Annotated in this window: 11 protein-coding genes and 1 pseudogene; 8 read left to right on the top strand and 4 right to left on the bottom strand. The window is 55.5% G+C overall.

What is annotated here, in order from left to right:
- Nucleotides 1–45: 45 nt before the first annotated feature.
- The 3 genes from PVA01S_RS16665 to PVA01S_RS16655 all read left to right on the top strand — a co-directional run bounded on the left by PVA01S_RS16665 (nucleotide 46) and on the right by PVA01S_RS16655 (nucleotide 2,830).
- The gene (locus tag PVA01S_RS16665; RefSeq protein ID WP_127608547.1) at nucleotides 46–1,296 is read left to right on the top strand and encodes a sensor histidine kinase; all 1,251 of its coding nucleotides are present in this window, start codon (nucleotides 46–48) and stop codon (nucleotides 1,294–1,296) included.
- A 239-nt stretch (nucleotides 1,297–1,535) separates the two neighbouring features.
- Nucleotides 1,536–2,591 carry a type I glyceraldehyde-3-phosphate dehydrogenase gene (gene gap, locus PVA01S_RS16660; protein WP_127608546.1) on the top strand — a complete coding sequence of 352 codons (1,056 nt, stop codon included), beginning with the start codon at nucleotides 1,536–1,538 and terminating at the stop codon, nucleotides 2,589–2,591.
- Nucleotides 2,570–2,830, top strand: coding sequence for a GapA-binding peptide SR1P (locus tag PVA01S_RS16655; RefSeq protein WP_054795891.1), 261 nt, complete (start codon nucleotides 2,570–2,572; stop codon nucleotides 2,828–2,830). The genes gap and PVA01S_RS16655 overlap by 22 nt, the downstream gene beginning before the upstream one ends.
- A 243-nt stretch (nucleotides 2,831–3,073) precedes the next feature.
- On the opposite strand, the gene namA is transcribed toward PVA01S_RS16655, so the two are convergent.
- From namA to PVA01S_RS16635, 4 genes are all read right to left on the bottom strand, one after another.
- Nucleotides 3,074–4,081, bottom strand: a complete 1,008-nt coding sequence (namA, locus tag PVA01S_RS16650; protein ID WP_127608545.1) for an NADPH dehydrogenase NamA — start codon at nucleotides 4,079–4,081, stop codon at nucleotides 3,074–3,076.
- A 260-nt stretch (nucleotides 4,082–4,341) separates the two neighbouring features.
- Complete coding sequence (locus PVA01S_RS16645; RefSeq protein ID WP_127608544.1) at nucleotides 4,342–5,892, bottom strand: MDR family MFS transporter; 1,551 nt, start codon at nucleotides 5,890–5,892, stop codon at nucleotides 4,342–4,344.
- A gap of 6 nt (nucleotides 5,893–5,898) precedes the next feature.
- Nucleotides 5,899–6,528, bottom strand: coding sequence for a TetR/AcrR family transcriptional regulator (locus PVA01S_RS16640; RefSeq protein ID WP_127608543.1), 630 nt, complete (start codon nucleotides 6,526–6,528; stop codon nucleotides 5,899–5,901).
- A 279-nt stretch (nucleotides 6,529–6,807) separates the two neighbouring features.
- Entirely contained in the window at nucleotides 6,808–7,353 is a 546-nt protein-coding gene (locus PVA01S_RS16635; RefSeq protein ID WP_127608542.1) for a hypothetical protein, read from the bottom strand.
- A 300-nt stretch (nucleotides 7,354–7,653) separates the two neighbouring features.
- Here PVA01S_RS16635 and PVA01S_RS16630 point away from each other — a divergent pair, with 300 nt between their 5' ends.
- From PVA01S_RS16630 to PVA01S_RS16610, 5 genes and pseudogenes are all read left to right on the top strand, one after another.
- Nucleotides 7,654–7,944, top strand: a complete 291-nt coding sequence (locus PVA01S_RS16630) for a YerC/YecD family TrpR-related protein (protein ID WP_010494821.1) — start codon at nucleotides 7,654–7,656, stop codon at nucleotides 7,942–7,944.
- A gap of 162 nt (nucleotides 7,945–8,106) precedes the next feature.
- Nucleotides 8,107–8,889 carry a sirohydrochlorin chelatase gene (locus PVA01S_RS16625; RefSeq protein ID WP_054795896.1) on the top strand — a complete coding sequence of 261 codons (783 nt, stop codon included), beginning with the start codon at nucleotides 8,107–8,109 and terminating at the stop codon, nucleotides 8,887–8,889.
- Nucleotides 8,890–8,907: 18 nt separating this feature from the next.
- Nucleotides 8,908–9,903, top strand: coding sequence for a diacylglycerol kinase (locus PVA01S_RS16620; RefSeq protein ID WP_054795897.1), 996 nt, complete (start codon nucleotides 8,908–8,910; stop codon nucleotides 9,901–9,903).
- Entirely contained in the window at nucleotides 9,884–11,419 is a 1,536-nt protein-coding gene (gene rlmD, locus PVA01S_RS16615) for a 23S rRNA (uracil(1939)-C(5))-methyltransferase RlmD (RefSeq protein ID WP_218029642.1), read from the top strand. Before PVA01S_RS16620 ends, rlmD begins: the two co-directional genes overlap by 20 nt.
- 455 nt (nucleotides 11,420–11,874) lie before the next feature.
- Nucleotides 11,875–12,524, top strand: a pseudogene (locus tag PVA01S_RS16610) (hypothetical protein); the annotation flags it as partial.

Below are 12,524 nucleotides of genomic sequence, written 5' to 3'. Positions count from 1 at the left end.
GCTAAGGGTAGAATCCAACTTCCAGATTTCTGCGTGAAGGAGCGCATGTCGTTCATGCTGACCAGCCTGCTGAGCAATCTTTTTTTTATCTTATTTCCGATTTTTTTGTATGATGTATTCTGGGGGGAGCGGCGCAGACATAAATTGCCCAACCTCAGTTATACGCTGATGGGATTGCTTTCAATCGGATTGTGCATGTTGTTCCCGATCGGGCTGACGGCCGGTCATCAGTTTGATTTGCACCTGATACCGTTTATCATCGCCTCGCTGTATGGAGGGCATCGTATATCGGCTTGGCTTGCCGGATTCATGCTGCTGCTTGATATCTTGCTTATTCACGATCCATCGCCGTATACGCTGCTCATCAATGCAGTTACGGCGCTGCTCATTCAAATCGGCATCATCCGGTTCCGTACTTATTCTCCAAAAATGAAAATTTCCGTCGTCGTTCTGCTCTCCACGTTGTCCGTCATGGTGTCGCTTTACGGATTTTACATGAACACTCCGGAAGAGGTGCACGATCCCCTGACCGGGTACATACTGCTTGGTTTATCGATTCAGGCTTTGAGCTCGGGCATGATTGCCGGATTTATCGAGGCGATGCGCAAAAATATGCTTATGCGCAATGAGATGATGCAAATTCAGAGGCTTCAAGTGATCGGCGAGCTTGCCGCGAGTGTTTCTCATGAGGTGCGCAATCCGTTGACGGTGTCCCGCGGTTTCTTGCAGCTGCTGCTGGAGCGCCATAAGGACAACGAGCAGGATGCCCGGTATTTGCGGCTTACGCTTGAAGAGATGGATCGTGCACAGCACATCATAACCGACTATCTCGCCTATGCGAAGCCCGAAGCGGAAATGGTCTCCCGGCTGCGGGTCGCCGACGAGCTTGCTTACGTGATCAGCGTGCTGGAGCCCTACGCGCTGCTCGGCAAGGTTGAAATCAAAGTGTCCGGCGTCGGAGAAGGATTCGTGCTGGGCGATAAACATAAGTTCCGCCAATGCCTGATCAATCTGCTCAAGAATGGAATCGAGGCGATGCCGGGTGGCGGAACGCTTGAGGTCAAAGCTGTGTGCGACAGCAAGAAAGCGCGCATCTGCATCATCGATAGCGGAGCCGGGATGTCGACGGAGGAAGTGGAACGGCTGGGCACGCCGTATTATACAACGAAAACCAAGGGAACCGGACTCGGCACGATGGTCGCCTTCAGCGTCGCCAAGGCGATGAACGGCGGAATTGAAGTAAGCAGCACGAAGGGAAAAGGGACGAAGTTTATCATTACGCTTCCGACGTGCTGAGAGTAAGACGTCATATCCTAACAAGAGCTGCCTTCACCTGTTAAGCTTCGGATGCATTCGGGAAATCGACCTTCCCCCGCATCGGAGCTTTTGAAAGGGGAAGGTTTTTTTGTGCACTTTTCTCATTTATGAAGCATCAGAATACAAGAAATGATTTAAATGTTGCATACTATTTAAATATATGTTATACATTAATTATAAATAATACACACGATATCAAGCGCGGGAGGTATACCTCGATGGCAGATCAGGCAGGTTCCATAGGGATAAGCGGGATGGGACGTATCGGCAGGTTGTTGGTGCGGCATGCTTTTGAGTCAGATAAGCGGGGGCTGGGTGTTCGAGCGGTTAATTCGGTGTACCCGGCGGAGACGATCGCGCATTTGTTGAAATACGATACGGTCCACGGCACGTGGAAGGCGGACATCCGCGTCGACGGAGGGGACCTGGTAATTAACGGAGCAAGGATCCGCATCGTGTACGAGCGGGACCCGGTGGCCATTCCGTGGAAGGAGCTTGGCGTCGAGCTGGCTGTCGATGCGACCGGCAAGTTTAATGACCGTGAGGGCGCTTCCAAGCATTTGCAGGCGGGAGCCCGCAAAGTGATCATCACCGCACCGGGCAAAAGAATGGATCTCACCGTCGTCATGGGTGTCAATGACGACCGCTATGTTCCGCAGCAGCATCATTTGATTTCGGCAGCGTCCTGCACAACCAACTGCGTCGCGCCGGTTCTGCATGTCATCGATCAGAGCTTCGGCGTGAAGAGCGCTTGGATGACGACCGTACATGCATTTACCGGCGATCAGAATCATATGGATAATCCGCATAAGGATCTCCGCAGAGCACGAGCATGCACACAGTCGATCATTCCGACGAGCACCGGCGCAGGGAAGGCGCTGATCGACGTACTGCCGCACTTGGCGCCATATGTAAACGGTATCTCTATACGGGTACCGACGCCGGACGTGTCGCTCGTCGACTTGACCATGCAGTTGAAGCGTCAGGTCGATACGGCGGAGGCCCAGGCTGCGCTGCTTGCCGCTTCGCAAGGGGTGATGGCGCCTTATCTGGGCTACGTTGACGAGCCGCTTGTGTCGGCCGACTATATCGGCTGCGACAAGTCGGCTGTGATCGACGGACCTTCGGTGGCAGCGGCGGGCGATCAGTTGAAGGTGCTGGCTTGGTATGACAACGAGTGGGGCTATGCTAACCGCGTCATGGATTTGGCGCAAACCGTATCGAATTCCATTCCGAGGGAGAGCGATGAAACATGGAAAGAAGCGGTGGTTTGAAGGTAGACGCTGCAGCGAAGGTCAGTGAGGCCGGGCAAGGGCATCTCGGAACGATTCTGTGCAAGCACTGCGGGCAGCTAATCGGCACGCAGGAGACGCGTAAAGTAACTTTCTATTACAGCCAGTGCGACGATCCGTCGTGTTCCGGCAACAGCCGGTCTGCCGAGTCAAGTGGGGCGGGCTTGGGCGAAGACGGCGCTCAACCGCTGCATATGCGCACCTACACCGAGCTCTGCTAATAGCCGAAGGCCTGTGTATCCGCCCCTCTCGGGAATAGAGGACGGGATACACAGGCTTTTTCGTATCTCTAGGTCAGCCGGAAACTTCTGGTTGGCCTATTTGTATGCTGTCGGGCAAGGGGATCGGCGAAAGCAGCGAATATGCTAAGTGCTTGAGTTCCGTCCATGATTCGGCGATATCACAAAAAGCCGTCCGGGATGTATCCCGAACGGCTCTCTCTGTCTTCACGCAGGTGCCCGCTCTTACCAGGCGCGTGTATACGACTTGGGCGGCTCCAGCTGTACGCCCAGGCGCTTCGCCGCCGTACGCGGCCAGTACGGGTCGCGCAGCAGCGCGCGACCGAGGAATATCAAGTCCGCGCGGCCGCTCTGCAAAATTTCCTCCGCTTGCTCGGCCTCGGTTATCAAGCCGACCGCGCCGGTCGCAATGCCCGCTTCGCGCCGTAGCTGCTCCGAGAACGGCACCTGGTAGCCGGGGTAGACCTTCGGTGGAACCGGCACGAGAGCGCCGGAGCTGACGTCGATCAAATCGACGCCTTGTTCCTTCAACAGGCGTGCGTACTCGACGTAATCAGAAGGCGTCATGCCTTCCGGATGGTAGTCGCTAGCGGAGATGCGCACGAACAACGGACCGTCCCACTCCGCTTGGACCGCCCGGACAACCTCGCTCAAGAATCGGAAGTTGCGGGCGCGATCGCCGCCATAAGCGTCATCGCGCTTGTTCGTCAGCGGCGACAAGAACTCATTGATCAAATACCCGTGCGCAGCATGGATCTCCACCACGTCGAAGCCGGCTTCCTTCGCCCGGCGGGCGGCGGCGCCAAAGGCAGCGATCGTTTCTTCGATCTGCTCGAGCGTCATAGCTTCCGGCGTCCGGCTCTTCTCGTCGAATGCAATCGCCGACGGAGCCACGATCGGACCGTCTACCGTAGCCTTGCGTCCGGCATGAGCGATCTGGATGCCGATATGCGTGCCTTGACCGTGAACGAGCGCCGTGAGCTCCCGCAGCCCGGCAACATGCTCATCGCTCCAGATCCCAAGGTCGTTCGCGGAGATGCGCCCTTGCGCCGTGACGGCTGTCGCTTCCACGATGATCAGACCGACCTGCCCGACGGCGCGCGACGGGTAGTGGATTCGATGCCAGTCGTTCACACGGCCCGACTCATCGGCGCATGCATACATGCACATCGGCGACATGACAATCCGGTTTTTCAGCGTAAGGTTCCTAAGGGGGTAAGAAGTAAACAGCATGAATACTCCACATCCTTTATTCTTGGTCTCTTAAAAAAGGTTAGTAATTAACTCGATGTCTCAAACTAACCTAATCATAGCATGTTGACGGGGATTCGTGCAAAATGTACCAGTATTCGCGATTACTCCGCTTTCATCCGCGCACGGGAAGGCCTCGCAATAACTCGCTCACCCGCCTATGGCGTCACCTCACCATCCGCTGACCGGATTGCTCCTATCCATTACGCTGACCGGTCTTGGTGCCGCAACCCGCACAGCCTCTAACCGGCCGAGGGCGCTTCTTGTGTCTGCTTAGCCGCCTGGATCTGCTTGTGCTTCTCCAGATCGAACCGGGCTCCGCCCATGAACAGCGAGACGATCAAGCCGAGCAGCGAGGCTCCGACCAGCATCCAGAAGCCGACATGAACCGCATCGCCAAGCGCATGCTTCAGCATGGTCATCACCGCCTCCGGCACTTGGCCTTCGGCGTGCAGCAGCACCTGCGGGTTCGTGAACGCCTCCAGTTTCTCCGGCGGAATGCCGAGCGTCGCCCCTTCCCGTTCGATCGTCGACGTCATATGCCGGTTCACGATCGCAGCCATAATGGCCGAACCGAACACCCCGCCCACGGAGCGGAAGAAGGTGACCGTCGAAGAAGCGACGCCTTGATAACGGGCAGGGGCATTCGTCATGATCGCCATCTGCGAGATTGGCATCAGGAAGCCGATGCCGATCCCCAGCAGCAGCATGTCGGCGCGCAGCGCCCATTGGTTGACGTCCAGCGGCAGCAGGGTGATGATGTACGCGCCGCTCCCGGCGAGCAGCATCGACAGGAACGTGCTCATCCGCCAGCTTAAGAACCGCATCAGAAAACCGCTGATCGCCATGCCGATCATGACGGAGAACATCATCGGCGTCAGCGCGTTGCCGGCATCGCCGACGTCGCCGCCAAGACCGCCTTGGATGAAGATCGGCACGTACAGCAGGGAGCCGAACATGATCATGCCTTGCAGGAAGGTTGCGAGGCTTGAGCCGGCGATCGTCCGGTTGCGGAACAGCTCGAACGGGACGATCGGCTCCTCCGCTTTTGTCTCGGTGTACAGGAACAGCGCGAGTCCGCACGCCCCAGCGGCAAGCAGGCCGAGGATCGGCCAGGAGGCCCAGGGGTAGTCGACGCCGCCCATTTTGAGCGCCAGCAGCGTGAGGACCGTCGTGAACACCAGCCACCAGGCGCCGGCATAATCGACCTTCGGCTTGCGGGTAGTGTCCTTCGATTCAACCAGCGCTCCCATTAGAATGAAGAGCGCGATCAGCCCGAGCGGCAGATTAATATAGAAGTTCCAGCGCCAGCTCATCCAGGTGGTAATGAACGCCCCGACGCTCGGCCCGACGATCGAGGACAGCGCGAATACGCCCATGAACATCGCTTGAAACCGTCCGGCGCGCTCCGGCGGCATCAGCGTAAACAGCAGGGTGAACGTGATCGGCATCATGCAGCCGGCTCCCAGCCCTTGAATCCCGCGAAATACGATCAACTGCGTCATGTCCTGCGCCAGCCCGCACAGCGCCGACCCTATAATAAACGTCAGCAGACCGGCGGCATAAAACCGCTTGCGTCCATACATATCCGACAGCTTGCCGACAATCGGCATGATCGCCGTAGAGGTCAGCATATAAACCGTGAAAACCCAAGAAATTTGCTCAAAGCCGCCCAGCTTCTCAACGATTGTCGGCAGCGCCGTCGAAACGATCGTCTGGTCCAGCGAAGAGAGAAACAGGCTTAGCAGCAGGGCGCCCATCACCCAGCTCAATCTTTTATCGTTCATAGCCATTGCACGTCATCCTTTCTTGTTTACGATGCCATCCAACAGAATGTCAATCACGTCGTCCATCATGCGCTCCGCTTGTTCCTCCGGTACTTGACCACTGGACATAGCGTTCATCCCGCCCATCAGACCGCCCCAATATACGGCAGAGATCAGCCTCGGATCGAGCGGCTTCAGCTTCCCTTCCCGGATGCCCTGCTCCAGCACGCGATGGAGAGGTCCGGTCGCATTGTCCACATATTCCTTCAAGACCGCTTCCCCCTTATCGCCGAACACGAACGGGATATCGGCCGGTATGTTGCGGTAGAACTGTACCATGTGCGGCTTCAGCTGACTTGATCTCAGATAAAAGCGGGCGTACGTTCTCAGCTTGGAGATCACCTCTTCGTCGGACAGCAGCGTGCTGCTGATGTACGTTTTCGCCTCTTCGATGAGACGGGTGAACACGAAGCGAAATAAGTCCATCTTGTCTTTGAAATAATAGTACACGAGTCCGCGGGCCATATTGGCGCGCTTGGCGATATCACCCATTTCCGTGCCCCGTACGCCTTTTTCCAAATATACGGCAATCGCCGCATCGATGATTTGCTGGATGCGTTCTTCTCTTATTTTTTCGTTTTGTTCCGACGAGCGCGGGGACATGCTCCGGCACCTCCGAATTCGAATTATTTTTAATTGACATTCATGTCAGTTAAAAATATATCATTGGTTGACACTCGTGTCAATTAAAAACGGAAAATAGGACCGCCTACCTTTCGGGGCTTGTCCGATCGCTCAGGCCGCCGGCTGCGACAACGCCAAAGACTGGTCCCCTGCGGCTTCAAGCCTCAGGGGACCGGTCTTCGCGGTTTGCAACGCTAATCGCGGGACACACGCTTGCTGGGAAGCGTACAGCGCCGCCGCCGCTCTCGTTCGCGCCGCTTACCGCCGAATCCGCCGATTGCGTCTGGAGCTTCTGCGCCTGCGGCGTCTGCGACGACGGGGCTTCGTCTTCTCGTCGTCTTTGGCTTTGCCCTTGCCGAACGAGCCGAGGAGCACCTTGATCAAGGGCGCGAATTGCTGGAAGCTTTGGACCATCTTCTGCATTTTGCTGAAGGTGTCCACGATCCCCTCGATGCCGCCCAGGCGGTCGAGAATCTTGCTGACCTGCTGCAAGTTAAATCCGCCGCCGCTGCTTGCGCCGCCGGCACTACCGCCGGACCCGCCGCCGAACAGCGTAGTGAGTCCGCCTCCTTCGCCGCCTGTGCCCGTTGTCACGGGAGGCTGCGCGAACATCGTAGACTCTGCAGGCAGCTGGGTACCCGCCATACCGGGGAAATCCGTGTAGGAGCTCGGCCCCGGGTAGACGCCTTGGTTGTAAGACCGCGTCTGCGCATACGGAGGCCGATTCGTTCTTGAAGCTGCCTGGTACGCAGTGGCTTGCGGATGGATCCCTCGGTTGCCGATTATTTGTTTTGTAGAATTCATCATTTTTCATTCCTTTTATTTAAATTCTCGCAGAAGTGCTGCGGCCTGACTTTCATCCAACATCGGTTTCCTTGTATACTGTATGTGATAGGCGAATGGATGGTATGGGCGCTTGTCACGTTGTTTTAGATTTTGGCCTAGTGAAGCGATTTAGTCCGCTACCGCATAAAAAGAGTAACGTTTTACAAACATAAAGGAAGGATTTCGGGCTCTGGCGTCGAATACTGCTTGTATAGATTGTAAAACGATGCCGATTCGAAGTATGATAGGTAAGATAGTCCATCGAGGGGTTGAACGACCATGCAATTAAAGAAGCTGAATGATAAAGCGATTGACCAGCTGTTTGAAGCGATTTTGACGCTGAAGGATATAGAGGAATGCTATGTGTTCTTCGACGATTTGTGCACCGTGAACGAGATTCAGTCGCTGTCTCAGCGGCTCGAAGTGGCGCGGATGCTGCGGAAGGGCAACACGTACAACCAGATCGAAGCGGAAACCGGCGCCAGCACGGCGACGATCTCGCGGGTGAAGCGCTGCTTGAACTATGGCAACGACGGGTACAAAATGACGCTGGAACGCCTGGGCCGCTAACGGTCCCGGACAAGTCGTTGTCCCGCTCTTGCCAGGCTCTCACCCGGCATGATTAACGCAACATGCGAATCCTTCTCGGCCTGGAGGCTGAGCGGGATTTTTCGTGTTCGAGGGGTTCTTCCAGCGAGCGTCGGATGCGGTTTTGGAGAGGAGGCATACGGTGTGGTAAAATACGGGATATTGGTCATAAGCCACGGTTCCCGAAGCGAGGAATGGGTACGGCTCGTCGATGAAGCAGTCCGTGCGGTGCGCGTGCCGGCGGGGGTCCCGATCTACTCGTCCTACTTGGAGATTGTGGAGGGACGGCTTATTCAGGACGGCATTACGGAGCTGGAGGCGCTTGGCGTTACGGATATGATCGTGATCCCGCTGTTCGTCTCCTCGGGGAGCACGCATATTGACGAGATCACGTATGCCCTGGGTTTGAAAAAGGAGCCGCAGCTCCCGACGGACATGGAACCGTTTGCGATTCGGGCCCGGGTGCACTGCACGCCGCCGATTGACGACGATCCGATTATCGCGGAGATCGTGTACGGCAAGCTACGGCCGTTGTCGGAGCGCCCGGAACGCGAGATCGTGCTGCTCGTCGGACACGGCAGCGCAGAGAAGGGCTTCCATCTCGCCTGGCGGCGCGGCCTGGAGCGGCTTGCTGCGCGGGTGAAGGCGCTCGGCGGGTTCGCGGAAGCGGACGGGGCGATGCTGCTGCCCGATCAAATTAAGTGGAAGATGAACGATTGGCGCAGGCGCAGGCCCGATTGTCAGGTGCTGGTCGCGCCGCTGTTCCTGAGCGAAGGATATTTTACGGGACAAGTCATTCCCGAGCGATTGGAAGGATACACGTACCGGTACAACGGTCAGGCGCTGCTGCCCCATCCGGGCATTTCGCGCTGGATGGAGCGGCAGATCGCCCGCGTGCTGGACGGGAACGAGATGCATGAATTATGAAGCGAACGGGTGAGAGAGATGACGGAACGGGTCAAACGCGCTAGGTTAATCTATAACCCCTCCTCCGGTCGGGAGGAGATGAAGAGGCGGCTGCCGGACGTGCTGCAGCGCTTGGAGCGCGGCGGTCTGGAGACGAGCACGCACGCCACGATCGGCGAAGGCGATGCGACGCTGGCGGCGGCCGATGCCGTCGCACGCGGTTTTGATATTATCATCGCCGCCGGCGGGGACGGCACGTTGAACGAGGTCATCAACGGGATGGCCGAGAAGGAGAACCGGCCGCCGCTTGGCATTTTGCCGCTGGGGACGACGAACGATTTTGCCCGGGCGCTGAACATTCCCCGCCACTGGGAAGGCGCGGTCGACGTGATCCTGCAGCAGCATACGCGCATCATCGATGTCGGCAAGGTCAACCAGCGTTACTTTATTAACATTGCAGGCGGCGGGTCGATGACCGAGCTGACTTATGAGGTGCCCAGCAAGCTGAAAACGATGATCGGCCAGATGGCCTATTATATGAAGGGCCTCGAGAAACTGCCCCGGCTGCGTCCGATCGAGCTGTACATCCGTACGCCCGAGGTCGAGCTCCACGAGGAAGTCATGCTGTTCCTTATCTCGAACAGCAATTCCGTCGGCGGCTTCGAGCGGCTTGCGCCGGACGCGTCGCTTAGCGACGGTTTGTTCGACGTGCTGATCTTGAAGAAATGCAATCTGGCCGAATTTATCCGCGTCGTGTCCTTGGCGCTGCGCGGCGAACATCTGAGCGATCCGAACATCATTTATTTGCAGACGAATCAAATCCAAGTCACCTCTCCGGACTATGTCCAACTGAACCTGGACGGGGAGTTCGGCGGGACGCTGCCTTGTATGTTCACGAACCTGTCGCAGCACCTGCGCATCTTCGTGGATGAGACGGGCCAGACGACGTATAAGAATACGAACCCGCTGCACCTGAAATTACCTTGGAAAACTAAAGCCGGAGAAGAGAACGAACATGATGAAGAGCAAGAATAACCGCCGCGGCGGTAAGGGTGCGCAGGCAGGCAGCAGAACGGACCGGCGGGAACAACCGTTTTCGAACCGGCAATCGTCCCCAACCCCAGCCGCAGCCGTGCTGCGCGATCTGCCGGTAACGAAGAATGAGGACTATATTGCCGAGATTGTCGGCTTAGGGCATGACGGAGAAGGGGTAGGCCGTGTGAACGGCTTTACCCTTTTTGTTCAAGGCGCGCTGCCGGGCGAGAAGGTGCGGGTCAAGGTAGTTAAGCTGAAGAAGCAGTATGGCTACGCCAAGCTGCTGGACATTCTGGAGCCGAGCGCGGACCGTGTTGACGCGCCGTGCCCGATTTACAAGCAGTGCGGCGGCTGCCAGCTGCAGCACATGAGCTACGAAGCTCAGCTTCGCTGGAAGCGGCAGCTCGTAGCCGATAACCTGGAGCGGATCGGGAAGCTGGCTGTGGCCGGGCCGGGGGACGCTGCGGGCGAAGGCATTCTCGTACATCCGACCATCGGCATGGACGACCCTTGGCGCTACCGCAACAAGGCGCAGGTGCCGATCGGCCATGGCGGGCCGGACATGGAGGGCGGCCTGATCGCGGGCTTCTACGCGCAGGGCAGCCACCGGATTATCGACATGGAGGCCTGTCTTATCCAGCACGAGCAGAACGATGACGTGGTGCGCGCGGTGAAAAGAGTGGCGGGCGAGCTCGGCATCCGCGCCTATAATGAGGAAACGGGCCGCGGGATGCTGCGGCACGTCGTGGCCCGCTACGGTTTCAACACCGGCGAGATCATGGTCGTGCTGATTACCAACGGCGAGTCGATCCCGCACCGCGACGAGCTGGTGGGGCTCATTCGCGAAGCTGTTCCGGGCGTGACGAGCATCTGCCAGAACGTGAACACGCAGCAGACGAACGTCATCTTCGGCGACCGGACGCTCGTGCTGTGGGGCCGCGACGTGATCTACGACACGATCGGCGACGTGCGATTCGCGATCTCCGCGCGATCGTTCTATCAAGTGAACCCGGTACAGACGGAGGTCTTGTACCGGAAGGCTCTGGACTTCGCCGCGCTGACGGGCGAAGAAGTCGTGATCGATGCCTATTGCGGCATCGGCACGATCTCTTTGTTCCTCGCGCAGCGGGCGAGGAACGTGTACGGCGTCGAGATCGTCGGCGAAGCGATCGACGATGCCCGCGCCAATGCGGCGCTGAACGGCATCCGCAACGTTCAGTTCGAGACCGGCGCGGCCGAGGTCGTCATCCCGGCATGGCGCCAGCAGGGCATCGCGCCCGACGTTATCGTCGTCGACCCGCCGCGCAAGGGCTGCGACGCCGCGCTGCTGGAGACGATCCTCGAGATGCGGCCGGAGCGCGTGGTGTATGTGTCGTGCAATCCTTCGACATTGGCGAGGGATTTGCGCGTGTTGGAGGATGGGGGCTATCGCACAATGGAGGTACAGCCGGTGGATATGTTTCCGCATACCGTGCATGTGGAGTGCGTAATAGGAATGCAACGAATCAATACGTAGAAATCCTTTATTTTCAACACTTTGCGCGTTTTATGACTTTCACGGCAGACGGCAGCGACTTCAAAAATAAGGTGCTCAAAGACAAAATTGAGGTTTCCGTCGTTTTGGACCTGGATTTGGACGTCGGGTGTGTAGACATGTTGAATTCGTTCCAGGAATCTTGATCCTGAGCAAATAAATTATATATTGAGAATGAAGAAGAGAACGTCGTTTCAGCAGCGTTCTCTTTTTATATAAATTGAAAGTGAATTTCCACTCGTATAGGGGTTACAATTGATAACTTTGTGGGTTTCTAGAACTAGCGTTCCAAGAGCAATTTAATTACAAACTTATCCAAAGTGTGGTACGATATTTACAAAGAAAAATCTGAAAACTTCATTCCATGGAATACGAAAAGAGTTTACAAGTGTGAGGAATTAGCCTTAAACCTGACATTTTTTAAAGGCGGTCTAGAAATGAAATCAACGGATGTAAAGCATTCAATAGCTGGATTTTACTTTCAACTTCTTATCGCTTGTTATGAATTAGTAAACGTATATGAATATGAAGATGCATATGTAGGCGTTGAGTGTGATGCGGATATCAGAGTCAATTACGGTGACGAAAAATTTATCGAAGCAAAATTTTATAGTGACGACACGTTTACTCGTAATCATGAAGCGATTACTCATACTATCTATAACTTTTATCATACATACAAGAAAACAAAAACTAACGGTGAATTTCAAATAAAAACGAATGTGCCGTTTGCTCCTTCTGAAACTGAATTTTTTAAAAATTGGAATAGGAAGCATTTTGAGAATCCAGTTGAATACATTAATTATGTGAAAGACTGTTTGGTTCGCGAATATATAGAAAAAAAAGAAGGGAAAAAAGCATTCGAGGAGTTTAAAAATTTTTATAGCAATGTGAACCCTCATCTCATAAGACCTCAGTATAAACGAGCATTAATAGAGCATCTACATCAAAATCCTAGTGAATACAAAAATTATTGTAATAAAGAATTGATAAGTGACGAAGAGATCTTCGAATTTATAAAGTTGATTTCATTTAATACACCAAGAAAAAAAGTCGACAAATTTAATAGTATTATTGAACTTAAAGA

The organism is Paenibacillus validus NBRC 15382, from assembly GCF_004000985.1.
In the GTDB taxonomy this organism is placed as follows: Bacteria; Bacillota; Bacilli; order Paenibacillales; family NBRC-103111; genus Paenibacillus_G; species Paenibacillus_G validus.
This window is presented reverse-complemented; position numbering and strand designations above follow the sequence as displayed.

Bases quoted from the DNA above. Each gene is read 5' to 3' on its own strand.
- namA (WP_127608545.1), bottom strand. From the start codon at position 4,081: ATGCTGTTTACTTCTTACCCCCTTAGGAACCTTACGCTGAAAAACCGG.
- PVA01S_RS16620 (WP_054795897.1), top strand. From the start codon at position 8,908: ATGACGGAACGGGTCAAACGCGCTAGGTTAATCTATAACCCCTCCTCC.
- PVA01S_RS16665 (WP_127608547.1), top strand. From the start codon at position 46: ATGTCGTTCATGCTGACCAGCCTGCTGAGCAATCTTTTTTTTATCTTA.
- PVA01S_RS16645 (WP_127608544.1), bottom strand. From the start codon at position 5,892: ATGGCTATGAACGATAAAAGATTGAGCTGGGTGATGGGCGCCCTGCTG.
- PVA01S_RS16655 (WP_054795891.1), top strand. From the start codon at position 2,570: ATGGAAAGAAGCGGTGGTTTGAAGGTAGACGCTGCAGCGAAGGTCAGT.
- gap (WP_127608546.1), top strand. From the start codon at position 1,536: ATGGCAGATCAGGCAGGTTCCATAGGGATAAGCGGGATGGGACGTATC.
- PVA01S_RS16640 (WP_127608543.1), bottom strand. From the start codon at position 6,528: ATGTCCCCGCGCTCGTCGGAACAAAACGAAAAAATAAGAGAAGAACGC.
- PVA01S_RS16635 (WP_127608542.1), bottom strand. From the start codon at position 7,353: ATGAATTCTACAAAACAAATAATCGGCAACCGAGGGATCCATCCGCAA.
- rlmD (WP_218029642.1), top strand. From the start codon at position 9,884: ATGATGAAGAGCAAGAATAACCGCCGCGGCGGTAAGGGTGCGCAGGCA.
- PVA01S_RS16630 (WP_010494821.1), top strand. From the start codon at position 7,654: ATGCAATTAAAGAAGCTGAATGATAAAGCGATTGACCAGCTGTTTGAA.